This is a genomic window from Vibrio sp. Isolate30 (genome assembly GCF_022397975.1).
GTDB classification, from domain to species: Bacteria; Pseudomonadota; Gammaproteobacteria; order Enterobacterales; family Vibrionaceae; genus Vibrio; species Vibrio fortis.
On the sequence record NZ_JAKEUS010000009.1, the window covers coordinates 33,888 to 57,890 of the forward strand.

The window sequence follows — 24,003 nt, forward strand, 5'->3', positions numbered from 1 at the left end:
ACATTGGAGTAGAAAATGAAACTGCCTATTTACTTTGACTATTCAGCTACTTGCCCAGTTGATCCTCGTGTTGCTGAAAAAATGGTTCAGTGTATGACGATGGACGGTAACTTCGGTAACCCTGCATCTCGTTCACACCGTTACGGCTGGCAAGCAGAAGAGTCAGTAGATAATGCTCGTGAGCAAATTGCCGATCTCCTGAATGCAGACCCACGTGAAATCGTATTCACGTCTGGTGCAACAGAATCTGACAACCTTGCTATCAAAGGTGCAGCGCACTTTTACGAGAAGAAAGGTAAGCACGTAATCACGTGCAAAACAGAACACAAAGCAGTTCTTGATCCATGTCGTCAACTTGAGCGTGAAGGCTTCGAGGTAACTTACCTAGAGCCAGAAGCAAACGGCATCATCGATCTAGACAAGCTACAAGCTGCAATGCGTGAAGATACAGTGCTTGTTTCTATCATGCACGTAAACAACGAAATCGGCGTTATCCAAGATATCAACGCAATCGGCGAACTATGTCGTTCACGCAAGATCATCTTCCACGTTGATGCGGCTCAGTCTGCGGGTAAAATCCCACTAGACGTTCAAGAGATGAAAGTAGATCTAATCTCTCTTTCTGCTCACAAAGTTTACGGCCCTAAAGGCATCGGTGCACTTTACGTTCGTCGTAAGCCTCGTATTCGTCTTGAAGCTCAAATGCACGGTGGTGGTCACGAACGTGGTTTCCGTTCAGGCACGCTAGCAACACACCAAATCGTTGGTATGGGTGAAGCATTTGCTATCGCTAAACAAGACATGCAAAAAGATTACGACCACGCACTAGCGCTACGTGAGCGTCTACTGAAAGGTGTTCAAGACCTTGAAGCAGTAACGGTAAACGGTGACCTAGACCAGCGTGTTCCGCACAACCTAAACGTGAGCTTTGCTTTCGTTGAAGGTGAGTCTTTGCTTATGTCTCTAAAAGACCTAGCAGTATCATCGGGTTCTGCATGTACATCAGCAAGCCTTGAGCCATCTTACGTTCTACGTGCTCTTGGTCTAAACGATGAACTGGCACACAGCTCAGTACGTTTCTCATTCGGCCGTTTTACAACGGAAGAAGAAGTTGACTACGCAATCGCACAGATTCGTGTAGCAGTAAACAAATTACGCGACATGTCTCCTCTATGGGATATGTATAAAGAAGGGATTGATTTGGACACTGTTGAGTGGGCACATCACTAATCTCACGGATATAGAGGATTCGAGGTAACTATCATGGCATATAGCGAAAAAGTAATTGATCACTACGAAAACCCACGTAACGTAGGTTCGTTTGATAAAGAAGATCCAAATGTAGGTAGCGGCATGGTTGGCGCTCCAGCATGTGGTGACGTAATGAAACTGCAAATCAAGGTAACACCAGAAGGTATTATCGAAGATGCGAAATTTAAGACATACGGTTGTGGCAGTGCAATCGCGTCTAGCTCACTAGTTACTGAGTGGGTTAAAGGTAAGAGCATCGATGAAGCAGCGGCAATCAAAAACTCTGAAATTGCAGAAGAGCTAGAGCTTCCACCAGTGAAAGTTCACTGTTCAATTCTTGCTGAAGATGCAATTAAAGCAGCTGTTGCGGATTACAAAAAGAAACGTTAATCGCACCTCATAGCGGTTCGTTGCAAAAAAATAGTAATATTAGGGAGTGCATTTTGTGCTCCCACTGAGTTCTCAAATTATTAAAACAAGGTTGTAGTATGGCCATCACCATGACAGAGACGGCGGCAAGCCGAGTTCAAGCTTTCCTAGATAACCGAGGTAAAGGTATCGGGTTACGTTTGGGCGTGAAAACCACTGGCTGTTCAGGTATGGCATATGTACTTGAGTTCGTTGATGAACTCAACGAAGAAGACCAAGTGTTTGAGCACTCAGGTGTTAAGGTCATCATTGATCCTAAGAGTTTGGTTTACCTAGATGGCACTGAGCTTGATTATGTAAAAGAAGGCCTAAACGAAGGTTTTGAATTCAACAACCCAAATGCGAAAGGCGAGTGTGGTTGTGGTGAGAGCTTTAATGTATAAGTGCTTGAATGGCTAAGCATCTATTGTAAGCGCATCGATTGTAAGCAACGTACAATTAGGCTCTGCATCAGGGCCTAAAATTAGGACCACCTTTACATGAATCATTTCGAATTATTTGGGCTACCACTTCAGTTTCAACTGGATGGTAGCCTTCTTGCTTCTCAGTTTAGAGACCTGCAGCGTCAATTTCACCCAGACAACTTTGCTACTGCCTCCGAGCGTGATCGCTTGCTAGCGGTACAAAAAGCTTCTCAAATCAATGACGCTTATCAGGTACTTAAGAACCCAATCAGTCGCGCAGAGCACCTATTAGTGCAAAATGGCGTTGATATTCGTGGTGAACAGCAAACCATGCAAGATCCAATGTTCCTAATGGAGCAGATGGAACTGCGTGAAGAGTTAGAGCACATCGCAGCAAGCCCTGATGGTGCTGACGAGCTGTTCGACTTCGATACTAAAGTCAGCAAAATGTATAAGCAGCACCTAGCGCAGATCGAACAACAGTTGGATCAAGCGGTATGGGAAGAAGCCGCTGACAGCGTTCGTAAACTGAAATTCATCGCAAAACTCAAGAAAGAAATAGAACAAGTCGAAGATCACCTGCTCGACTAGCGACTAGATAAAAGGAATCCTCATGGCATTACTTCAAATTGCAGAACCAGGACAAAGCTCAGCACCGCACGAGCATAAGCTGGCTGTGGGTATCGATTTAGGTACTACCAACTCTCTTGTTGCCTCGGTTCGCAGTGGTGAAGCGACGACCTTAGCGGACGCTCAAGGCCGCTCAATTTTGCCTTCTGTTGTTCACTATCAAGCTGATTCGCATACCACAGGCCAAGAGGCTCGTGATTGTGCGCAGACTGATCCACAGAACACCATTATTTCAGTGAAACGACTGATTGGCCGTTCACTGGCTGATATCAAGCAGCGTTACCCATCACTGCCTTATCAATTTGAAGAGAGCGATAATGGCTTACCTGTGATTCGCACGGAGCAAGGCACTAAGAACCCTATTCAAGTATCTGCTGATATCTTGAGAACTCTAGGTCAACGTGCGGAGTCTACCCTAGGCGGTGAGCTTGCAGGTGCTGTCATTACGGTTCCTGCGTATTTCGATGACGCTCAACGCGCGGGTACAAAAGATGCGGCGCAACTGGCTGGTCTTCATGTTCTTCGCCTTTTGAATGAGCCAACCGCTGCTGCAATTGCTTATGGTTTAGATTCTGGCCAAGAAGGTGTGATTGCGGTTTACGACTTGGGCGGTGGTACGTTTGATATCTCTATCTTACGTCTATCAAAAGGTGTATTCGAAGTATTAGCAACGGGTGGCGATTCAGCATTAGGTGGTGATGACTTTGACCATCTAGTAGCCGATCACTTCCAACAGCAAGCCGGTTTGACAGAGCTAACTGCTGAACAAAGCCGTATTCTGCTAGACGCAGCCACAGACGCTAAAATTCGCCTGTCTGCTGAAGAGCAAGTTGATGTCGAAGCGCTTGGTTGGAAAGGCACACTGACTCGTGATGAGTTCAATGACATCATCAAGCCACTGGTTAAGAAAACACTGATGTCTTGTCGCCGTGCATTGAAAGACGCTGACGTAGACGCTGATGAAGTGCTTGAAGTGGTCATGGTTGGTGGTTCAACTCGTACGTTGTTTGTTCGTGAAATGGTCGGTGACTTCTTTGGTCGCACACCACTGACGAGCATTAACCCTGATGAGGTAGTTGCGATTGGTGCTTCAATCCAAGCGGATATCCTAGCGGGTAACAAGCCAGATGCTGAAATGCTGCTATTGGACGTAATCCCACTTTCTTTGGGTATTGAAACTATGGGCGGCTTGGTTGAGAAGATCATCCCTCGTAACACCACAATCCCTGTTGCTCGTGCGCAAGAGTTTACTACCTTTAAAGATGGCCAAACGGCAATGACGGTTCATACCGTTCAAGGTGAGCGTGAGATGGTTGATGACTGTCGTTCACTGGCACGTTTTGCTCTTAAAGGCATTCCGCCTATGGCTGCGGGTGCAGCACATATCCGTGTTACCTATCAAGTTGATGCAGATGGTCTACTGTCTGTAACGGCAATGGAAAAGAGCACGGGAGTTCAAGCGGAAATTCAAGTTAAGCCATCATACGGTCTAAGTGACGATGAAGTGGCTAACATGCTGAAAGACTCAATGACATACGCGAAAGAAGACATGCAAGCTCGCGCTCTAGCTGAGCAGCGTGTAGAAGCGGACCGTGTGATTGAAGGTCTGATCGCAGCAATGCAAGCCGATGGTGACGAGCTACTGAACGAGCAAGAGAAACAACAGCTACTTCAAGCGATTGAGTCTCTGATCGAGAAGCGCAACGGTGATGACGTTGATGCGATTGAGCTAGAAATTAAGAATACAGACAAAGCGAGCCAAGACTTTGCTTCTCGTCGTATGGATAAATCAATTCGTGCTGCACTGTCAGGTCAGTCAGTCGATAATATTTAATAGTTAGAGAATAGATAAACATGCCAAAGATTATTGTTTTACCTCACGAAGATCTATGTCCAGAAGGCGCAGTGCTAGAAGCAGAAACGGGCGAGACAGTACTTGATGTTGCACTAAAGGCAGGCATTGGTATTGAACACGCGTGTGAAAAGTCGTGCGCATGTACAACTTGTCACGTTGTGATTCGTGAAGGTTTCGATTCACTAGAAGAGAGCGACGATCTTGAAGATGACATGCTAGATAAAGCATGGGGTCTAGAGATGGAATCTCGCCTAGGTTGTCAGGCAAAAGTTGCGGACGAAGATCTTGTTGTTGAGATTCCAAAATACACGCTAAACCTAGCTTCTGAAGATCACTAAAACTCACGCTAAATGGCGAGGGTTTTAGTAAAACTGGCTTAGAATAATAGTGTATTAGAGGCGCATGAGTGCCTTTAACTGATAAGGAAATGATATGAGCTTAAAGTGGATTGACTCGCGAGATATCGCGATTGAACTATGTGACTTATACCCGGATACGGATCCAAAAACGGTACGTTTTACTGATCTGCACCAATGGATATTAGATCTTGAAGACTTCGACGATGAACCAAATCACTCGAACGAGAAGATCCTTGAAGCCATCATTCTATGCTGGATGGATGAGATGGACTAAGCTCTCATGCTCATTTTTAACTCGGCGGCAGAGATAAGCTCTCTGAAAACACAGCCAAGTTAACAATTCTTACTAAAAAAAGCGGACCTTATGGTCCGTTTTTTTATCAAAATGACATTTTACTCCTACATAATGCTAACATCAGTTCGCTAATAAAAAATAATCTGAATCACAAAGGTAATGTGGTTCAAAGACAAGGAGAAATCATGTCTACACAGATGTCAGTATTTTTAAGTCAAGAGCCTGCCCAGCCTCAGTGGGGAGATAAGGCTATCCTTTCGTTTTCAGAAGCAGGTGCAACAGTTCACCTAGCAGGAGGCCATGATCTAGGCGCAGTTCAACGCGCAGGTCGTAAACTTGACGGACAAGGTATTTCATCCATTTCACTGCAAGGTGAAGGTTGGGATCTAGAGAGCGTTTGGGCATTCCACCAAGGGTATCGCGGTCCTAAAAAGCAAACCACGCTAGAGTGGGGCGAGCTATCAGAAGCGGATCAAGCTGAGCTAGAAGCTCGTATTCGCGCAACAGATTGGACTCGTGACATCATCAATAAAACAGCGGAAGAGGTTGCACCACGTCAACTGGCAACTATGGCTGCTGAATACATCAAATCTGTCGCGCCAGAAGGCACGGTAAAGGCGAAGATCGTTAAAGACAAAGACCTGCTCACTGAAGGTTGGGAAGGTATCTACGCTGTCGGCCGTGGCTCTGAGCGTACTTCTGCCATGCTACAGCTTGACTTCAACCCTACGGGTGATGAAAACGCACCAGTATTTGCATGTCTAGTCGGTAAAGGTATCACCTTCGATTCAGGTGGTTACAGCATCAAACCAGGCCAATTCATGACTGCGATGAAAGCAGACATGGGTGGTGCAGCAACGATTACCGGTGGTCTAGGTCTGGCGATTGAGCGTGGTTTGAACAAGCGTATTAAGCTTATTCTTTGCTGTGCAGAAAACATGATCTCGGGTCGCGCACTGAAGCTTGGTGACATCATCACCTACAAAAACGGCACCACAGTAGAAATCATGAATACTGACGCAGAAGGTCGTTTGGTTCTAGCTGATGGTCTGATGTACGCAAGCGAACAGAATCCAGAACTTATCATCGATTGTGCAACGCTAACAGGTGCTGCGAAGAATGCTCTGGGTAACGACTACCACGCACTAATGAGCTTCGATGATGAGCTTTCTCATCAAGCGCTAACAGCAGCAAACCAAGAGAAAGAAGGTCTATGGCCACTTCCATTGGCTGACTTCCACCGTGGTATGCTGCCATCAAACTTTGCTGATCTATCTAACATCAGCACGGGCGATTACACTCCGGGTGCAAGCACGGCAGCGGCATTCTTGTCTTACTTTGTTGATGACTACAAGAAAGGCTGGTTACACATGGATTGTGCGGGCACATACCGCAAATCACCAAGCGATAAATGGGCAGCAGGCGCGACAGGTATGGGTGTTCGCACTCTGGCTCGTCTGCTTATCGAGCAAGCAAAATAATTATAAAATCAGGCAGCTATCGGCTGCCTGATTGTTACCTGAACTCACTTAATGAGGACAGGTGTCATTTTAAATAACAACAAAAATGAAGTGAAGGAACCCCTATGGCTCTAGAAAGAACGTTCTCAATTGTTAAGCCAGATGCTGTTAAACGTAACCTGATCGGCGAAATCTACCACCGCATTGAAAAAGCGGGCCTACAAATTGTTGCAGCTAAAATGGTGCACTTAACTGAAGAGCAAGCGAGCGGTTTTTACGCAGAACACGAAGGCAAAGAGTTCTTCCCAGCTCTTAAAGAGTTTATGACGTCTGGCCCTATCATGGTTCAGGTGCTAGAAGGCGAAGATGCAATTTGTCGTTACCGCGAACTAATGGGTAAAACAAACCCTGAAGAAGCGGCGTGCGGTACTATCCGTGCAGACTACGCAATCAGCATGCGTTACAACTCAGTACACGGCAGCGACAGCCCAGAGTCGGCAGCGCGCGAGATTGAGTTCTTCTTCCCAGAATCTGAAATTTGCCCACGTCCTGCTGAATAAGCAACGGGTTAACGACTCTCAAGGCTTCACTACGGTGAGGCCTTTTTTGTATCTGGGTTTTACGTTTGAGATAGTTTACCTAGTCGTCATTCCCGATCGCGACGAAGGACGTAGTCGGGAATCTTGCTCTTATTTCTATAATTGTAAGTAGTGAATGAGGGTTGTGTGAATTTTAATCACTTAACTTTGAATGTCTTAGTAAACACAGGGTTTTACAGCTCTTGTTGAAGATGCGTAAAGGCTGTACAATTCGCGCCCTTAATTATTGTTCCGTCATTGAGAGGCACCATGACCACAGCTAAAGTCAATCTACTCGATTTTGATCGTAAAGGTCTTCGTAAATTTTTCACAGAAGAATTGAATGAGAAAGCTTTTCGAGCAGATCAAGTAATGAAGTGGATGTACCACTTCGGTGTCGATGACTTCGAAAACATGAATAACATCAACAAAAAGCTGCGTGAGAAACTTCAACGTCGCTGTGAAATCGTTGCTCCTGTTGTTTCTGAAGCTCAACACTCTTCAGACGGTACAATCAAATGGGCAATGCGTGTTGGCGACCAAGACGTTGAAACGGTATACATCCCAGACGGTGACCGTGCGACGCTGTGTGTATCGTCACAAGTAGGCTGCGCACTTGAGTGTAAGTTCTGCTCTACAGCGCAACAAGGCTTCAACCGTAACCTAAAAGTCTCTGAGATTGTTGGCCAAATCTGGCGTGCATCTCGTGAGATCGGTCTTGAGAAAGAAACAGGTCGCCGCCCAATTACAAACGTAGTAATGATGGGTATGGGCGAGCCTCTGCTTAACATGAAAAACCTAATGCCATCATTAGAGATCATGTTGGACGATCTTGGTTTTGCTCTATCTAAGCGCCGCGTAACAGTATCGACTTCTGGTGTAGTATCAGGTCTTGATCAAATGACGGGTAACATTGACGTTGCACTAGCAATCTCACTGCACGCGCCAAACGATAAGCTGCGTAGCGAAATCATGCCTATCAACGACCGTTGGGATATCGAAGACTTCCTAGCATCGGTACGTCGTTACATTGCGTCTTCAAACGCTAACCGCGGTAAAGTTACTGTAGAGTACGTGCTACTTGATCATGTGAATGACGATATGGACCACGCTCGTGAACTTGCTGAGCTAATGAAAGACACGCCATGTAAGATTAACCTGATTCCATTTAACCCGTACCCAGGTTCTCCTTACAAGAAACCAAGTAACTCTCGTATCGACCGTTTCCAAAAAACGCTAATGGAATACGACTACACAGTAACAGTGCGTAAGACTCGTGGTGACGATATAGACGCTGCATGTGGTCAGCTGGTGGGTGATGTTATCGACCGTACCAAACGTACGAAGCAAAAAGCTGCTGCGGAAACTATTCCAGTAAAAGCGCTTTAAGCCGCTCTCAGTTTTAACAACAAGCCAGAAGTTTACTTCTGGCTTGTTTGTTTTTGGCCGTTTATCACCGTTTGTCTGTTCATTGCGCCACGCTTTTTTACATTTTTCGTTAAATTTTGTACAAAACCATGAGCTAACGGTAAATTTTGTCGAAAGTGTTTTTGCCTTGTCATGGCATTGGCTTATGATTAAATTAGCTTAAACTCAGTTTAAGTGCTTACTTGCTACTCGAACCATCAATATGTCTATTTACTAGGTTGGCATTGAACAGATAGCTACCTGAGAAAACCCTTTTGCATAGCAGTGTGCGGTTTTCGATTTCAAAAGGTTTTTGGTGCGAGTCGCAGGACAAATTCCACAAAGAGTGGGTTGTAAGATTGAGCGTAAACGATAATAAAAAATGGCTCTCGACAACCGACGATAATATTTAGAAGTTCAACTTTATGAACACAGAACAAGATACACAAACTCCACAAGCTGCAGCTCCTGTATTGGAAGCTGGTACGATCCTTAAAAATCGACGTGAGTCGTTAGGTTTAACCCAACAACAAGTCTCTTCTCGCTTAAAGCTACGCGTTAGCTTGATTCAGCAGATTGAAGACAACCAATTTGATTCAGACCAAGTCGCCACCTTCATGCGTGGTTATGTTCGTTCATATGCCAAATACGTTAATTTAGATGAGAAAGTGGTTCTAGAAGCCTTAGAACACTCTGGTGATGTTCAGCATCAAGAACAAGAGATGATGAGCTTCTCTCGTAAAACCAAAACTGAGAAGCACAATAGCCGCATTATGCTGTTAACTTGGAGCATCTTTGCGGTTATTGCGGGTATCTCGTCGCTTTGGTGGTGGCAGAATCAACAACAAGACACGCTTTCTCAATCTCTAGTTGCAGAAGAAACAGCAGAAGAGGTGGTTGTCGATGAGCTTGGTGATGACCAACTCACCACATCTCTTGATCTAATTGAAGCTGAAACACCAGCAGTTGAAGCGCCGCAAGTTGTAGACAGTGAAGTAGTGGCTGAAACGAGTGCCGTGACAGAGATTGCTGATGCTGACGTTGCTCCTGAAGTAGAAACACCTGTGGAGCCAGTAGTTGCTGCTGTTGAGACTGAAGTTGCTGAGCCAGAAATTGTAACGCCTGAGCCATTAGCTAATGAGTTGATCATGCAATTTAGCTCTGATTGCTGGATTCAAGTTAAAGACGCAACGGGCAGAACGCTGTCAACGGGCATTAAAAAAGCAGGTCAATCACTGAATTTATCAGGTGAAACCCCGTATAAAGTGGTTATTGGTGCACCAGAAGCCGTCTCAATGACATTTGCGAGTGAACCTGTCGACCTTTCTGGGTATACTTCAGGCAAAGTAGCTAGAATAACCTTACCTTAGAGTTAATATGCAACACGAATCTCCTATTATTCGTCGCAAGTCGACCCGTATTTATGTGGGCGACGTGCCGATCGGTGATGGTGCACCAATTGCCGTGCAATCCATGACTAATACTCGAACAACAGACGTTGCGGCGACTGTTGCTCAAATTAAATCGCTAGAAAATGTCGGTGCTGACATTGTACGTGTCTCTGTTCCAACCATGGATGCAGCAGAAGCGTTCAAGCAGATCAAACAGCAAGTGTCGGTACCTTTGGTTGCAGACATTCATTTCGACTACCGTATCGCCCTTAAAGTGGCGGAGTATGGCGTTGACTGTCTACGAATCAACCCAGGCAATATCGGTAATGAGAGCCGTATTCGCTCAGTTGTTGATTGCGCTCGCGACAAGAATATTCCGATTCGTATTGGTGTTAACGGTGGTTCTCTAGAGAAAGACATTCAAGAGAAGTACACAGAGCCAACAGCAGAAGCGTTAGTCGAATCTGCAATGCGCCATGTGGACATTCTTGATCGTCTTAACTTTGATCAGTTTAAGGTCAGTGTAAAAGCATCAGACGTATTCTTAGCTGTAGGTTCATACCGCCTATTGGCGCAGAAGATCGATCAACCTCTACACTTAGGTATCACTGAAGCGGGTGGTGCTCGTGCGGGTGCTGTTAAGTCATCTGTTGGCTTAGGTATGCTTCTATCAGAAGGTATCGGTGATACGCTGCGTATCTCGCTAGCTGCAGACCCTGTTGAAGAGATCAAAGTTGGCTTTGATATTCTTAAGTCTTTGCGTATTCGCTCGCGTGGTATCAACTTCATCGCTTGCCCAAGCTGCTCTCGCCAAGAATTTGATGTTATTAATACGGTTAATGCATTAGAAGAGCGCTTAGAAGACGTGATTACCCCAATGGATGTGTCTATCATCGGTTGTGTGGTAAACGGCCCTGGTGAAGCAGAAGTATCGCATTTAGGCCTTGCGGGTAGTGCACGTAAGAGTGCGTTCTACGAAGACGGTAAGCGTCAGAAAGAGCGTTTCGACAATAATGACCTTGTCGATCAGCTAGAAGCGAAGATCAGAGCAAAAGCGTCAGTGATGGATAAAACCAATCGCATTGACCTAAAGAACCTAGAAGATTAATACAACGCGATGAGGTGAAACGTTTAGATGTACCTTGTCGTGAAAAATGACGGAAAAAATTGTGGCTAAAAATATCCAAGCAATCCGAGGCATGAACGACTGCCTTCCAACTCAATCACCACTTTGGCAGAAAGTAGAAAGCGCTGTAAAAAGCGTAGTAAGCGCGTACGGCTACAACGAAGTACGCATGCCGATCGTTGAAGAGACAAACCTATTTAGCCGTGCTGTTGGTGAAGAGACTGACGTAGTTTCAAAAGAGATGTACACCTTTGAAGATCGCAACGGTGACAGCCTAACTCTACGTCCAGAAGGCACAGCAGGTTGTGTTCGTTCATGCATCCAAAACAGCCTTATTAACCGTGATGAACAGCGTCTATGGTACATGGGCCCAATGTTCCGTCACGAGCGTCCTCAAAAAGGCCGTTACCGTCAATTCCACCAATGTGGTGTAGAAGTGTTTGGTCTAGATGGCCCAGACGTTGATGCAGAACTTATCATGATGACTGCACGTCTATGGCGTGAGCTAGGCATCGACAAGCACGTACGTCTAGAGTTGAACTCAATCGGTTCTACTGAAGACCGTGCAAACTACCGTACAGCACTTGTGGCTTTCCTAGAGCAACACATCGACGTGCTGGATGAAGATTGCAAACGTCGTATGCACACAAACCCACTGCGTGTTCTAGATACTAAGAACCCAGACGTACAAGCAATTCTTGGTGATGCACCTCGCCTTTCTGAATATTTAGGTGAAGAGTCACAGCAACATTTTGCAGGTTTGTGTGAACTTCTTGATGCTGTTGGTATCGAATACCAAGTTAATGAGCGTCTAGTACGTGGTCTTGACTACTACAACCGCACTGTATTTGAGTGGATTACTGACAGCCTAGGTGCACAAGGCACTGTATGTGGTGGTGGTCGTTACGACGGCCTAGTTGAGCAACTAGGCGGTAAAGCAACTAACGCAGTTGGTTTTGCAATGGGTCTAGAGCGCCTTGTTCTAATGATGGAGACTCTAGAGCTAACAGAAGTACGTCGTAGTGTTGACGTCTACATGGTAGCAGCGGGTGAAGGCACCATGATTGCAGGCATGCAATTGGCGAATGAACTGCGCGACAACATTGAAGGCGTTCGTGTAATGAATCACTTTGGTGGTGGTAGCTTCAAGAAACAATTTAAGCGTGCTGATAAAGTGGGCGCTGTCGTTGCATTGGTACTGGGTGAAAACGAAGTAGCAGACAACACAGTGGTATTGAAAGATCTGGTTGGTGGTGAACAAGAAGTTGTTGCCCAAGCAGACGTTGCGGCAAAAGTCGCGGCATTAATCTAAGTCGCCCGCTGAGCAACTAAACGCTCAATATGAATATTCAACGCCAGCTGTTTGCTGGCGTTTAAAAGAATCAAAGAGGACAGGAAGTGGAACTTTACGATAGCGAAGAGCAACAAGTTGAAGCCATTAAAGACTGGTGGAAAGAGAATGGCAAAGCTGTGATCTTTGGTGCTGTGATTGGTTTGGGTGGTCTGTTTGGCTGGCGCTATTACCAAGACTCAGTTATCCAAGCTCGTGAAGCAGCGTCTGAAAGCTACACTACTGCTATTTCTGCACTGGATGCAAAAGGTCTAGATGCACAAGCAGATATTCAAGCTTTCATCGATAGCAACAAAGATGCTGAGTACTCTGTACTTGCAGCGATGCAATTGGCTAAAGCACAAGTAGAAGCGGGTGATCTCGCTGCAGCACTTGAGCAGCTAGAGTGGGCACAATCGGCGACAAAAGACGCGGCATTGGCTCCTTTACTAGGCTACCGTATTGCTCGCGTAAAAGCAGAGCAGGGTGAGTTTGACGCAGCACTTAGCGAACTAGCGGCAATCACTGATGAATCGTGGAAAGGTCGTGTTGCAGAACTGCGTGGTGATATCTCACTTCGTAAAGGCGACAGCGATGCTGCATATACGGCTTACACTGAAGCACAACAAGCTGTTGATGCTAGCCAAACGCTTCAAATCAAACTTGACGACTTAGCTAAATAAGGCGCTTTGAATGAAGAAGATGTTTCCCAAAGCGACACTGTGTGCAATAGCTCTTGGGCTGCTTGCTGGCTGTGCGGGTGAAGAAGACACGGTTATCATGGCGCCAGTGCCAACCGTAACGAGTGAATTTACACCGTCTCAAGAGTGGTCTGCCTCAGTGGGTGATGGCGTTGGTCATTACTTCTCAAAGCTCACACCTGAATACGCATATGACAAGGTATTTATTGCTAGTCGTGATGGTATGATCAAAGCACTTGACCCTGAAACGGGTAAAGAGATCTGGAAAAACGATCTAGAGAAAGACGTGATTGCACGTATCTCTGGTGGTTTGACTGCGGGTTACGGTAAGGTTTTCCTTGGCTCTGAAAATGGCGAGATGATCGCTGTTGATGAAGAAACCGGTGAAGAACTATGGCGTGTGTCTGTGAACGGTGAAGTACTCGCTGCACCTGCAACAGAAAACAACATGGTTCTGGTTCATACTAGCCGTGGCATGATGGTCGCGCTTGACCAAGAAACTGGTGAAGAGAAGTGGACCATCAGTACCGAAGTACCTAGCTTAACTCTGCGTGGTGATAGTGCACCTGTAACTGTATCTGGCGGTGTTTTCTGGGGAACAGCAAATGGTCGATTGGCTGCTGCTATCGTTGAACGTGGTCAGCTTATTTGGCAACAGCCAGTAGGCACACCAAAAGGTGCGACCGAGATCGACCGTCTTGTGGATGTTGACTCTTCACCAGTTGTTTTGGGTGGCACTCTTTACACGGTTGGTATTAATGGCCAATTGATTGCGATTGACCTACGCTCGGGTAAACCAGTGTGGAAGCGTAACTACTCTTCTGCGATTGACCTAGCGAGTGATGGTAGCCGCTTATTCGTTGTGACAGATAACGATCACCTAGCCGCGGTTGATGCGCGCAGTGGTACCGAGATTTGGAGTACATCGCTGCTTGAAAACCGTTTACTAACGGCACCTGCTATCATTAACGGATATGTGGTTGTGGGTGACACAGAAGGTTACTTACACTGGCTAGACCGTGCGACAGGTGACTTTGTGGCGCAGCAGTTGGTGGATGACAGTGGCTTTGCAGTGGCACCGATTGAGCTAGCTGGCGGTTACCTCGTCGTGACTCGCAACGGCGATGTAAAGAAACTGACGATTAGCCAATAAAAGCGTGATATAATTCACAGTCGGCTCCTGGTTGGTAACAGCCAGGGGCCGTTTTGTTGTTGTAAAATTAATAAAGCGTGTGGTTATAGGTAAGAGTTTAAACTTGCGAACAAGTGTTTACCTATAACTACATTAAGAAAAGAAATTGTAGAGGTTGTTATGGTACCTGTTGTTGCTCTAGTAGGGCGTCCGAACGTAGGTAAGTCTACGTTATTTAACCGATTGACTCGAACTCGCGATGCATTGGTTGCGGATTTTCCTGGCTTAACGCGTGACCGTAAATATGGCCAAGCTCAGCTTGGTGAACACGAATTTATTGTTATCGACACCGGCGGTATCGACGGTACTGAGGAAGGTGTTGAAACAAAAATGGCGGAGCAGTCATTAGCGGCGATTGATGAAGCTGATGTTGTACTGTTCATGGTAGACGGCCGTGCGGGTCTAACGCCATCTGATATTGCTATCGCGAAGCACCTTCGTCAGCTAGAAAAGCCTTCTATGCTGGTTGTAAACAAGGTTGATGGTATCGACCCTGATGCAGCAAGTGCGGATTTTTGGCAGCTAGGTGTTGAAGACATGTACCAAATTGCTGCAGCTCACGGTCGTGGTGTAACGGCTCTTATCGATCTAGCGCTAAACCCATTCGCAGAAGCACTAAAAGCGGAAGCGGGTGAAGTGAGCGATCTGACTGAGTTTGAAGATGAAGAAGCTGAGCAAGTTGATTTCACAGAAGAAGAAGCGGAAGCAGAATTCCAACGTCTTCAAGATCAACCAATCAAGCTCGCGATCATTGGTCGTCCAAACGTAGGTAAATCAACGCTAACTAACCGTATCCTAGGTGAAGAGCGTGTGGTTGTATACGATATGCCGGGCACAACGCGTGACTCTATTTACATTCCAATGAGCCGTGATGAGCGTGAATACGTTCTAATCGATACTGCGGGTGTACGCCGTCGTAAAAACATCAATGAAACCGTTGAGAAGTTCTCAGTAGTTAAAACACTGAAAGCGGTAGAAGATGCAAACGTTGTATTGCTGGTAATCGACGCTCGTGAAAACATTTCTGATCAAGACTTGAGCTTACTAGGTTTTGCTTTGAACGCAGGTCGTTCAATTGTAATCGCCGTAAACAAGTGGGATGGCCTAGATAACGACGTAAAAGAGCGCGTTAAGAAAGAACTGGACCGTCGTCTTGGTTTCGTAGACTTTGCACGTATCCACTTCATTTCTGCACTACACGGCACAGGTGTTGGTCACTTGTTTGAATCTGTTCAAGAAGCTTACAAGTCAGCGACGACACGTGTAGGTACTTCAGTACTGACGCGTATCATGAAGATGGCAACGGATGATCACCAACCGCCAATGGTTCGTGGTCGCCGTGTGAAACTGAAGTACGCGCACGCAGGTGGTTACAACCCACCAATCGTAGTTATTCACGGTAACCAAGTTCGTGAACTGCCAGATTCGTACAAGCGTTACTTGATGAACTACTACCGTCGTTCTCTAGAGATCATGGGTACACCGATTCGTATTCAGTTCCAAAACAGTGAGAACCCATTTGAAGGTAAGACAAACAAGCTAACTATCTCTCAAGAGCGTAAACGTAAGCGCATGATGAGCATGATGAAAGGCCGTAAGTAACCTTTACACCAGATTTGATACCCGAGCCGAGCTCGGGTATTTTTTTAAGCAAAATTTATTAGAACTCAAAAACCATGACCACATCGATTCAAATTACTCCAACCATCACTCAGTTTTGTCACCAAATCTGGAGCTTAACCGCCACCGCGCAGCATATAGAGCAGCAAGCAGATAAAACGTACGTGATTGTAGATAAAACCCCATTTCATCCAGTTAGTCATATTTGGCCTGATCACCCTGCAGACCGAGGTTACATTGCGGTAGGCCAACAGCAGATAGAGGTAGAAGATTGTCTTGTTGGCGCGATAGAACAATCGACTGGAAAACTCTACGTGGCAGAAGATATTCCTGTTAAGCGTGATACGGAGGGCTGGGTGTTTGTCGTGGTTCATCAACTATCAGCTTCTGCAGAAGCTGTTGAGCTTGGTCAGCTAGTTGAACTTCATGTCGATCAAGACTATCAAGATAGCCTTAGTCGTGGGCACAGTGCAGGACACGTCGCATATCTTGCTTTAAATCAGGTACTTGCAGAGCAATACTGGCGTAAAGACGCAGACAGAAAAGATCCATTAGGCCATTATGATTTCAATAGCTACGCGCAAGTAACGAGCTTTGTCACTCCAGATTTATGCACCGATAAGTACCGTTTAGGAAAAACGCTTAAAAAACGCGGTCTCAATGTTGCGAATATGCTGGAAAATCTTTCTGAGATTGAAGATTTGGTCAATCAAACGATCGCTGTTTGGTTAGAGCATAAAAGTGCAGTTGCAATGAAACTGGATGGTCAGTGTTTGACAGATTCTCGTTACTGGCAATGGCAGAAAAATGAAAACACTTTAATTTCAATCCCTTGTGGTGGTACTCATATCAATAACACTTCTGAGCTCGGTCGTCTGACGGTGAGTTTAACTAAACTTGATGACCAGCATATTGAAATGCAGACGCATGTAAATCGACGATAATTGGTCACAGATCGAATTGTGATATTCTGATGGTGTGGGTTTTTAATGTCACTTTTAGATTTATATTCTCTTTAAAATCCAAATGCAGCACATGTAACTTATGCTTTCGGTGTGTGGTGATATAAATATTCTTTTTGGGGTAGATCGCTGATCAAAATAGATAAAGCGAAAGATCAACCTATGATCTTCAGTTATGTGTCATGGTTATTTAGTGTGTTATTATTGAGTAAAAAGTAAACTTGCATAAGAACGGGTTGCTATCAATACACTTGATAAAGTTGTTGTGAATGGAAAAAGAATTTTTATTGGAAGCTCACCGCTCAGTAAATAGCTTACTACGTAAGCTTGCACTCGGAATGGAGCGTAAAGAGTTGAATGAGAAGATCGTTCAGCTCACTGAGCATCTTTTCGGCGAGCGCATGGCGTCGATATTACTACTGAACACTGAGAAACAGACCTTACACTTAGAATACGCGCCCAACCTTCCTCAGTTTTACAATGAGAAAATTGAAGGAGTCGAGATCGGTGAGGGTATTGGTTCGTGTGGGGAGTCAGCGGCCCTCAAACAAGCCGTTATTGTTTCGGATATCAACCAGCACCCTAATTGGGCTGCTTTCTTACCGTTGACGCAACAAGCCAATCTTCATGCTTGTTGGTCGGTTCCTATTCTCTCATCCAATGATCATGTCCTTGGTACTTTTGCTATTTACAGCCAATTTCCTTCAGAGCCTCATGAGTTTGAAGTTGAAATACTGGAGCTGTTGGCATCCCTCTATTCAGTTGCCCTCGAGAAATATGAGCTAGAGGATCAACTTCAATATTACGCGACTCGTGATTCCTTAACGCGTTGTCTGAATCGTCGAGCACTGCTTTGTGAAGCTAAGAAGGTTCTGAAAAAGCGCTGTTTTGGTGAAAAGATCATGGGGTGTATGTTTGTCGATGTCGATAAGTTTAAATCGATCAATGACACCTACGGGCATCGCTTTGGTGATGAAATCCTCCAGAGAGTCGCCAAGGTTCTCGACGATGCGACGACAGCCTGCGCCAAAGTAGGGCGTTATGGTGGAGATGAGTTTGTGGTGTTCTCCTGCTTTAACTCTGAAGAGACCTTCTCTAGCACATATCGAGTGCTCAATAGAACACTGCAAGATGCGTTGTATATTGATGGAACTCAGTTTTCTGTCAGTGTTGGGATGGCGTTTGAAAAAAATCCCAATGGCTTAGGTGGATTGATTGCGGAAGCAGACAAGAACATGTACCAAATCAAGCAATCAAAAGTACACTAAGCGTAGAGTTAGCCCTAGTTGATGATTTAGGAATCCGATATGAGCGAAAATATCTGCCCTCAGTGTCAGTCTGAATTAGGTTGGGATGGGCAATACCACTGCGAAACTTGTGCTATGCATTTCACTAAAGTTGGTTACTGCCCAGATTGTCAAAGACAGCTCGAGAAGCTTCAGGCGTGTGGTGCAGCCAGTTACTTCTGTAACGATAAGTGCAATGAACTCAAGTCTAAGTCGAGAGTGACGTTTGAGTTTAAGCCCAGTGCTTAACCGCGATAAGTACTTAACCGCGATATAAGCTGACTGCTCTTTGCCTCGCTTTAGAATACCTTCAAAATTTAAGCCCAGTTCTGAATCAGCTGGGCTTTTTATTTTCCTCATGTTTCATATTGGTTCATTCCTAAGACAGCTGCACCATCATGAATCAGTTCCTATCGTGCATGTTGCACCATATTTGTTTTTAATGAAATTAAATAACATAAAATCAATAACTTAAGGTAATTTTGATTTTGTCAGCAGCTTGGCACTCTTCTTGTAATTCTGTAATTGGATAATAAAAAACAATTATGGAGTAACAACTATGAACAAGGTGTTCAAATTATCGTTAGCTGCACTATGTACATCCCTCTCTTTCTCTTCTGCGAGCGTTCTTGCTGCAGAAGATACCATTAAGGTTGGTGTCTTACATTCGTTGTCGGGCACGATGGCAATTAGTGAAACCACGCTCAAAGACACGGTTCTGATGCTAATAGAAGAGCAGAACAAAAAGGGTGGTCTACTGGGTAAAAAGCTTGAACCTGTCGTCGTTGACCCCGCATCAAACTGGCCACTGTTTGCTGAAAAAGCCCGTGAGCTGATCGAAAAAGAGCAGGTTGATGTGGTGTTCGGTGGTTGGACATCGGTTTCCCGTAAATCCATGTTGCCTGTTTTTGAAGAGCTCAACAGTATTCTCTTCTACCCAGTTCAATACGAAGGTGAAGAGTCATCGAAAAACGTTTTCTATACCGGCGCTGCGCCAAACCAACAGGCGATTCCTGCAGTGGATTACTTGATGGAAGAACTCGAAGTTGAGCGTTGGGTTCTTGCTGGTACAGATTACGTTTATCCGCGCACAACCAACAAGATCCTTGAAGCCTACCTAAAAGAGAAAGGTGTCGCGCAAGAAGACATCATGATCAACTACACGCCATTTGGTCACTCTGATTGGCAATCTATTGTTTCCGACATTAAGAAGTTTGGCGATGTAGGCAAAAAGACAGCAGTAGTCTCAACAGTTAACGGCGATGCCAACGTTCCGTTTTATAAAGAACTGGGTGCACAAGGCATTTCATCTGAAGACATTCCTGTGATTGCCTTCTCTGTCGGTGAAGAAGAGCTATCGGGTATGGATACTGAGCCATTGGTTGGTCACCTTGCGGCTTGGAACTACTTCATGAGCGTTGATACTGAAGCGAATGAAGAGTTTGTTGAGACATGGCAAAACTTCATCAAGAACGAAAAGCGCGTGACGAATGATCCAATGGAAGCGCACTACGTTGGCTTCAATATGTGGGCTCAAGCGGTAACGAACGCGGGCACCACGGATGCAGAAGCCGTGCAAGATGCACTGATTGGTGTTTCTGTACCTAACCTTTCGGGCGGTTACTCAACCATGCTGCCTAACCACCATATTACTAAACCTGTATTGATTGGCGAGATCCAAGATGATGGCCAATTCGAGGTGGTGTGGGAAACCACAGGCCTTGTGGCGGGTGATGCGTGGTCAAGCTATTTACCGGAATCAGCCAAGCTTTACTCTAGTTGGTCGAAACCATTCTCATGTGGTGCATTCAACGTAGAAACGAAGAAGTGTTCAGGTAGCAATTAATTAAACCTAAACCATGCGCTCTTGGCACTCTCAGTCACTTAGTACTTTCAGTCAACAACGCCAAGAGCGCTTTTTCGGTGCGTATAAACCACATGGCTGCCCAAGCCAAAACAATAACAGGCCGCTTGATGATCTCTTGATACAAATAAAAGAGCGAGGCAAAAAAAGAGCTTGGCGGATTAAGGAATAATAAATGAAAAACGTATTAAACGTGTTTAAGGCACTGCTGCTTATAGTCGTCAGTGCTCAGTTTGCGTGGGCTGATGTGTCCGACAACGCAAGCTTTACCAAGGCGCTAGTTGGTAAAAAAACGTCAGAGAAAGAGTCAGCTATCGACTGGCTCATTGCTTCGCAACCGGAAGGCGTGGCAAAACCGCTCTTGACCAGTTGGCTTAACGGCACGCTCTATTATGTGAGTGATAGAAAGAGCGAGCACTATCAACAGCTGTATGTGATTCAAGGTATCAAAACGGCAACACAGGCTCAGTCGGCTTGGAATTACGAAACTCTGGCGATTGAGTCGAGCAAGCAATTCAAGAAAGTACGTGTAAACAACAAACTGCGTGGAATCTTACGGGTTGAAATTGCGTCAATGGGGCTGAACAGTGACGATGCAAAGGTTCGCTATCAATCGGTCAATAACCTGCTTGGTAGCAAAGACATAGCGACTATCGAGCGCATTGAGCAAATGTTGCCGAATGAACCGGATAGTGATGTCGCGGATTTGATGGCATTGCTGTTGGCAGTTCATACATCTTTAGATACTCAAGGTAGCGTAGCATCTCGTCTTGAAGCAATTGAAGTGCTCGGTGATTTCAAACAATCCGCAGTGCTCAAAACTCTCAACTCTCTTCTTTCTAAAGAAAACGATCCTGCCATTATCGAAGCGGCCAATCGTTCCCTAGACCAATATCAGCAGAGCCAAGCCTTCTACTCGGGTGTTGAGACGGTGTTCTTTGGCTTGAGCTTAGGCTCAGTCTTGGTACTGGCGGGCATAGGCCTTGCGATTACGTTTGGCGTAATGGGCGTGATTAATATGGCTCACGGCGAGCTTATCATGATAGGCGCTTATACTACCTATGTACTGCAACTTATGATGCCAAACCATATCGGCACAGCGTTGTTATTATCGATTCCCGTTGCCTTCATCGTTTCTGGGCTAGTAGGCATTCTTATCGAGCGTTCTGTCATTCGTCACCTTTATGGTCGTCCACTCGAAACGCTACTCGCGACTTTTGGTATCAGCTTGATTTTGCAACAAGCGGTTCGCAGTATTTTCTCTCCGCTTAACCGTTCAGTAAGCACTCCTGAATGGATGGCTGGTGCGCTTGAGCTCAATCCTATGTTGTCACTGACCTATAACCGACTTTACATCATTTTGTTCTGCGCATTGGTGTTTATGGGACTGCTTATGGTTCTCAAGAAAACGCCACTGGGGTTACAAGTTCGCGCCGTCTCTCAAAACCGTGCAATGGCTCGTGCCATGGGGATTCGTTCTGAGCGTGTAGACGCCATGACCTTCGGCTTAGGTTCAGGTGTTGCGGGCGTTGCGGGAGTTGCTCTCTCTCAGTTGACCAATGTCGGCCCGAACATGGGGCAAGCGTACATCATTGACTCATTCATGGTGGTGGTGTTTGGTGGCGTCGGTAACCTATGGGGCACTTTGGTGGCTGGTTTAAGTTTGGGTCTGTTTAACAAGGTACTCGAACCTTGGGCAGGCGCAGTGCTAGCGAAAATTCTCGTTCTGGTTTTCATCATTCTATTCATTCAAAAACGACCTCGCGGGCTATTCCCTCAGCGTGGGCGTGCGGCTGAAGGTTAAGGAGAGCGTTATGCAGTCGAAATCTTTTGTTCTCTCAGCCTTGAGAGGTGATAAGGGCGGTCAGTTGACCATACTCGTTCTTCTTGCTGCGGTGGTATTGGTGCCGATGGCCAATACGCTGCTGCCAAGTGGACACCCACTCCATGTCGAGACCTTTACTATCTCTTTGATGGGTAAGTACCTTAGCTATGCAATGTTAGCTTTGGCACTGGATCTGGTCTGGGGCTATTTGGGTATCCTCAGCCTCGGACATGGTGCATTTTTTGCGTTGGGTGGCTATGCGATGGGGATGTATCTGATGCGCCAAATTGGCGACCGAGGAGTCTATGGTGATCCAATTCTTCCAGACTTTATGGTGTTTCTTGATTGGTCGGCACTGCCTTGGTTTTGGAATGGCTTTGATCAGTTCTGGTTTGCATGCCTGATGGTTGTGTTGGTACCGGGCGCGTTGGCCTACCTGTTTGGCTACCTAGCATTTCGCTCGCGAGTGTCTGGGGTTTATCTCTCGATCATGACACAAGCGCTGACCTATGCGTTGATGCTGGCATTTTTCCGTAATGAGATGGGCTTTGGCGGTAACAATGGTCTCACGGACTTCAAAGACATTATCGGTTATAGCTTACAAAGTGATGCGACCAAAATCGGCCTGTTTGTTTGTACTGGTTTGGCGTTAATCGTCAGTTATGTGGTGTGTCGCATGGTGGTCACCAGTCGTTTAGGTCGTGTGGCATTGGCGATTCGAGATACTGAGTCGCGTACTCGTTTTATGGGGTATGACGTTGATGGCATTAAGTTGTGGGTGTTTGTTCTATCGGCAGTGATAGCGGGTATCGCAGGCGCTTTGTATGTACCACAAGTAGGAATCATTAACCCAGGCGAATTTGCGCCACTTAACTCGATTGAAGTGGTGGTGTGGGTTGCTTTAGGTGGCCGTGCCACTCTGTTTGGTGCGATTGTCGGTGCGCTCATTATCAACTATGCCAAGAGCTGGTTTACGGTCGAATTTCCAGAAGTGTGGCTATTCGCTTTAGGTGGTCTATTTGTGTTATCGACCATGTCTTTACCGCAAGGCGTGATCGGCTTCGTGAGTGAGAAGTGGCAACAATTGCGTAAGAGATCCAGCTCGTCAAAGTCTGACTCATCGAACAATACCCCTTCAAATCCTCGTTCCACTAGTACGGATGAAGCATCAATTAAGCCACAGGAGGTGACAGCATGAGTACATTGAACTCTCTAAAAGATTCGGTGAGTGCACTGACACGCCGCGATCAGGTATTTGATTACCTCAAGCCGGATGTGCACCCTGCGATTGATACTCGCCATAATATTTTGCTGTACGTAGAAGGTGTGAATAAGAGCTTCGATGGTTTTAAAGCGATCAACGATTTGAACCTGTATATCAAAGAAGGCGAGCTGCGCTGCATCATTGGCCCCAACGGAGCAGGCAAAACCACCATGATGGACATCATCACCGGTAAAACCAAACCCGATACTGGCGAGGTGTGGCTTGGCTCTAACATCAATCTTTTGAAGATGACTGAAGCCGAGATTGCCAACGCGGGGATTGGGCGCAAGTTCCAAAAGCCAACGGTGATTGAATGTCTCACCGTATGGCAGAACTTAGAGTTGGCGATGTCAGGTGTGCGCTCAGTGTGGGGAACTTTTACTGCAGTAATGAATGGTGAGCAAAAAGACAAGCTGCTCTCTGTGCTTGAGCTGATCCACCTACATGAAGAAGCGTCAAACCTAGCAGGTAATTTATCTCATGGTCAGAAGCAGTGGTTGGAAATCGGCATGCTGTTGATGCAAAACCCGAAACTGCTGCTGGTGGATGAACCCGTCGCAGGTATGACTCACCAAGAGATGGACAGAACCTCAGAGCTACTTAATTCTCTCGCGGGCAAGCATTCAGTAGTGGTAGTTGAGCACGATATGGATTTTGTTCGCTCTATCGCGAGCCATGTCACCGTGCTACATCAAGGTCACGTGCTTGCCGAAGGAACCATGGATCAGGTGCAAGCACATCCACAAGTCAAACAGGTTTATCTGGGAGAATAAG

The 24,003-nt window shown here is 45.9% G+C and carries 23 protein-coding genes; all 23 read left to right on the plus strand.

Annotated features, from left to right (window positions below; all coding sequences use genetic code 11):
* Positions 1-15: 15 nt before the first annotated feature.
* The 23 genes from L1D60_RS18135 to urtD all read left to right on the plus strand — a co-directional run bounded on the left by L1D60_RS18135 (position 16) and on the right by urtD (position 24,002).
* Positions 16-1,230, plus strand: a complete 1,215-nt coding sequence (locus L1D60_RS18135; protein WP_239842331.1) for an IscS subfamily cysteine desulfurase — start codon at positions 16-18, stop codon at positions 1,228-1,230.
* 33 nt (positions 1,231-1,263) lie between these two features.
* Entirely contained in the window at positions 1,264-1,641 is a 378-nt protein-coding gene (gene iscU / locus L1D60_RS18140; RefSeq protein ID WP_032551304.1) for a Fe-S cluster assembly scaffold IscU, read from the plus strand.
* A 98-nt stretch (positions 1,642-1,739) separates the two neighbouring features.
* Positions 1,740-2,063 carry an iron-sulfur cluster assembly protein IscA gene (gene iscA / locus L1D60_RS18145; protein WP_032551305.1) on the plus strand — a complete coding sequence of 108 codons (324 nt, stop codon included), beginning with the start codon at positions 1,740-1,742 and terminating at the stop codon, positions 2,061-2,063.
* A 96-nt stretch (positions 2,064-2,159) separates the two neighbouring features.
* Positions 2,160-2,675: a co-chaperone HscB gene (gene hscB / locus L1D60_RS18150; protein ID WP_239842332.1), complete on the plus strand. Its 516-nt coding sequence runs from the start codon at positions 2,160-2,162 to the stop codon at positions 2,673-2,675.
* A 22-nt stretch (positions 2,676-2,697) separates the two neighbouring features.
* Positions 2,698-4,548 carry a Fe-S protein assembly chaperone HscA gene (gene hscA, locus L1D60_RS18155; protein WP_239842333.1) on the plus strand — a complete coding sequence of 617 codons (1,851 nt, stop codon included), beginning with the start codon at positions 2,698-2,700 and terminating at the stop codon, positions 4,546-4,548.
* A gap of 20 nt (positions 4,549-4,568) precedes the next feature.
* On the plus strand, positions 4,569-4,907 hold the full coding sequence (gene fdx / locus L1D60_RS18160) for an ISC system 2Fe-2S type ferredoxin (protein ID WP_032551309.1): 339 nt from the start codon (positions 4,569-4,571) through the stop codon (positions 4,905-4,907).
* Between the two features lie 94 nt (positions 4,908-5,001).
* A complete protein-coding gene (iscX, locus tag L1D60_RS18165; RefSeq protein WP_032551310.1) occupies positions 5,002-5,202 on the plus strand; it encodes a Fe-S cluster assembly protein IscX in 201 nt (66 codons plus the stop codon).
* A gap of 206 nt (positions 5,203-5,408) precedes the next feature.
* Positions 5,409-6,704, plus strand: coding sequence for an aminopeptidase PepB (gene pepB, locus L1D60_RS18170; protein ID WP_239842334.1), 1,296 nt, complete (start codon positions 5,409-5,411; stop codon positions 6,702-6,704).
* Between the two features lie 104 nt (positions 6,705-6,808).
* Positions 6,809-7,243 carry a nucleoside-diphosphate kinase gene (gene ndk / locus L1D60_RS18175; RefSeq protein WP_032551313.1) on the plus strand — a complete coding sequence of 145 codons (435 nt, stop codon included), beginning with the start codon at positions 6,809-6,811 and terminating at the stop codon, positions 7,241-7,243.
* A 288-nt stretch (positions 7,244-7,531) separates the two neighbouring features.
* Positions 7,532-8,650, plus strand: coding sequence for a bifunctional tRNA (adenosine(37)-C2)-methyltransferase TrmG/ribosomal RNA large subunit methyltransferase RlmN (locus tag L1D60_RS18180; protein ID WP_032551314.1), 1,119 nt, complete (start codon positions 7,532-7,534; stop codon positions 8,648-8,650).
* 443 nt (positions 8,651-9,093) lie between these two features.
* Positions 9,094-10,038, plus strand: coding sequence for a cytoskeleton protein RodZ (gene rodZ, locus L1D60_RS18185; RefSeq protein WP_239842335.1), 945 nt, complete (start codon positions 9,094-9,096; stop codon positions 10,036-10,038).
* A 7-nt stretch (positions 10,039-10,045) separates the two neighbouring features.
* Positions 10,046-11,167, plus strand: a complete 1,122-nt coding sequence (gene ispG, locus L1D60_RS18190; protein ID WP_239842336.1) for a flavodoxin-dependent (E)-4-hydroxy-3-methylbut-2-enyl-diphosphate synthase — start codon at positions 10,046-10,048, stop codon at positions 11,165-11,167.
* Positions 11,168-11,228: 61 nt separating this feature from the next.
* The gene (hisS, locus tag L1D60_RS18195) at positions 11,229-12,497 is read left to right on the plus strand and encodes a histidine--tRNA ligase (RefSeq protein WP_239842337.1); all 1,269 of its coding nucleotides are present in this window, start codon (positions 11,229-11,231) and stop codon (positions 12,495-12,497) included.
* Positions 12,498-12,583: 86 nt separating this feature from the next.
* On the plus strand, positions 12,584-13,198 hold the full coding sequence (locus L1D60_RS18200; RefSeq protein ID WP_239842338.1) for a YfgM family protein: 615 nt from the start codon (positions 12,584-12,586) through the stop codon (positions 13,196-13,198).
* Between the two features lie 10 nt (positions 13,199-13,208).
* Positions 13,209-14,369: an outer membrane protein assembly factor BamB gene (bamB, locus tag L1D60_RS18205; protein ID WP_239842339.1), complete on the plus strand. Its 1,161-nt coding sequence runs from the start codon at positions 13,209-13,211 to the stop codon at positions 14,367-14,369.
* Positions 14,370-14,528: 159 nt separating this feature from the next.
* Positions 14,529-16,010: a ribosome biogenesis GTPase Der gene (gene der / locus L1D60_RS18210; protein ID WP_239842340.1), complete on the plus strand. Its 1,482-nt coding sequence runs from the start codon at positions 14,529-14,531 to the stop codon at positions 16,008-16,010.
* A 74-nt stretch (positions 16,011-16,084) separates the two neighbouring features.
* Positions 16,085-16,972 carry an alanyl-tRNA editing protein gene (locus L1D60_RS18215; RefSeq protein WP_239842341.1) on the plus strand — a complete coding sequence of 296 codons (888 nt, stop codon included), beginning with the start codon at positions 16,085-16,087 and terminating at the stop codon, positions 16,970-16,972.
* Positions 16,973-17,259: 287 nt separating this feature from the next.
* Positions 17,260-18,258, plus strand: coding sequence for a sensor domain-containing diguanylate cyclase (locus L1D60_RS18220; RefSeq protein WP_239842342.1), 999 nt, complete (start codon positions 17,260-17,262; stop codon positions 18,256-18,258).
* A gap of 39 nt (positions 18,259-18,297) precedes the next feature.
* Positions 18,298-18,525, plus strand: a complete 228-nt coding sequence (locus L1D60_RS18225; protein WP_239842343.1) for a zinc ribbon domain-containing protein — start codon at positions 18,298-18,300, stop codon at positions 18,523-18,525.
* 310 nt (positions 18,526-18,835) lie between these two features.
* A complete protein-coding gene (gene urtA / locus L1D60_RS18230) occupies positions 18,836-20,122 on the plus strand; it encodes an urea ABC transporter substrate-binding protein (RefSeq protein ID WP_239842344.1) in 1,287 nt (428 codons plus the stop codon).
* Between the two features lie 193 nt (positions 20,123-20,315).
* Positions 20,316-21,944 carry an urea ABC transporter permease subunit UrtB gene (gene urtB / locus L1D60_RS18235; RefSeq protein ID WP_239842345.1) on the plus strand — a complete coding sequence of 543 codons (1,629 nt, stop codon included), beginning with the start codon at positions 20,316-20,318 and terminating at the stop codon, positions 21,942-21,944.
* A gap of 10 nt (positions 21,945-21,954) precedes the next feature.
* A complete protein-coding gene (urtC, locus tag L1D60_RS18240; protein WP_239842346.1) occupies positions 21,955-23,163 on the plus strand; it encodes an urea ABC transporter permease subunit UrtC in 1,209 nt (402 codons plus the stop codon).
* Positions 23,160-24,002: an urea ABC transporter ATP-binding protein UrtD gene (gene urtD / locus L1D60_RS18245; protein WP_239842347.1), complete on the plus strand. Its 843-nt coding sequence runs from the start codon at positions 23,160-23,162 to the stop codon at positions 24,000-24,002. The genes urtC and urtD overlap by 4 nt, the downstream gene beginning before the upstream one ends.
* Position 24,003 lies beyond the last annotated feature (1 nt).

Bases quoted from the DNA above. Each gene is read 5' to 3' on its own strand.
- L1D60_RS18135 (WP_239842331.1), top strand. From the start codon at position 16: ATGAAACTGCCTATTTACTTTGACTATTCAGCTACTTGCCCAGTTGAT.
- iscU (WP_032551304.1), top strand. From the start codon at position 1,264: ATGGCATATAGCGAAAAAGTAATTGATCACTACGAAAACCCACGTAAC.
- iscA (WP_032551305.1), top strand. From the start codon at position 1,740: ATGGCCATCACCATGACAGAGACGGCGGCAAGCCGAGTTCAAGCTTTC.
- hscB (WP_239842332.1), top strand. From the start codon at position 2,160: ATGAATCATTTCGAATTATTTGGGCTACCACTTCAGTTTCAACTGGAT.
- hscA (WP_239842333.1), top strand. From the start codon at position 2,698: ATGGCATTACTTCAAATTGCAGAACCAGGACAAAGCTCAGCACCGCAC.
- fdx (WP_032551309.1), top strand. From the start codon at position 4,569: ATGCCAAAGATTATTGTTTTACCTCACGAAGATCTATGTCCAGAAGGC.
- iscX (WP_032551310.1), top strand. From the start codon at position 5,002: ATGAGCTTAAAGTGGATTGACTCGCGAGATATCGCGATTGAACTATGT.
- pepB (WP_239842334.1), top strand. From the start codon at position 5,409: ATGTCTACACAGATGTCAGTATTTTTAAGTCAAGAGCCTGCCCAGCCT.
- ndk (WP_032551313.1), top strand. From the start codon at position 6,809: ATGGCTCTAGAAAGAACGTTCTCAATTGTTAAGCCAGATGCTGTTAAA.
- L1D60_RS18180 (WP_032551314.1), top strand. From the start codon at position 7,532: ATGACCACAGCTAAAGTCAATCTACTCGATTTTGATCGTAAAGGTCTT.
- rodZ (WP_239842335.1), top strand. From the start codon at position 9,094: ATGAACACAGAACAAGATACACAAACTCCACAAGCTGCAGCTCCTGTA.
- ispG (WP_239842336.1), top strand. From the start codon at position 10,046: ATGCAACACGAATCTCCTATTATTCGTCGCAAGTCGACCCGTATTTAT.
- bamB (WP_239842339.1), top strand. From the start codon at position 13,209: ATGAAGAAGATGTTTCCCAAAGCGACACTGTGTGCAATAGCTCTTGGG.
- der (WP_239842340.1), top strand. From the start codon at position 14,529: ATGGTACCTGTTGTTGCTCTAGTAGGGCGTCCGAACGTAGGTAAGTCT.
- L1D60_RS18215 (WP_239842341.1), top strand. From the start codon at position 16,085: ATGACCACATCGATTCAAATTACTCCAACCATCACTCAGTTTTGTCAC.
- L1D60_RS18220 (WP_239842342.1), top strand. From the start codon at position 17,260: ATGGAAAAAGAATTTTTATTGGAAGCTCACCGCTCAGTAAATAGCTTA.
- L1D60_RS18225 (WP_239842343.1), top strand. From the start codon at position 18,298: ATGAGCGAAAATATCTGCCCTCAGTGTCAGTCTGAATTAGGTTGGGAT.
- urtA (WP_239842344.1), top strand. From the start codon at position 18,836: ATGAACAAGGTGTTCAAATTATCGTTAGCTGCACTATGTACATCCCTC.
- urtB (WP_239842345.1), top strand. From the start codon at position 20,316: ATGAAAAACGTATTAAACGTGTTTAAGGCACTGCTGCTTATAGTCGTC.
- urtC (WP_239842346.1), top strand. From the start codon at position 21,955: ATGCAGTCGAAATCTTTTGTTCTCTCAGCCTTGAGAGGTGATAAGGGC.
- urtD (WP_239842347.1), top strand. From the start codon at position 23,160: ATGAGTACATTGAACTCTCTAAAAGATTCGGTGAGTGCACTGACACGC.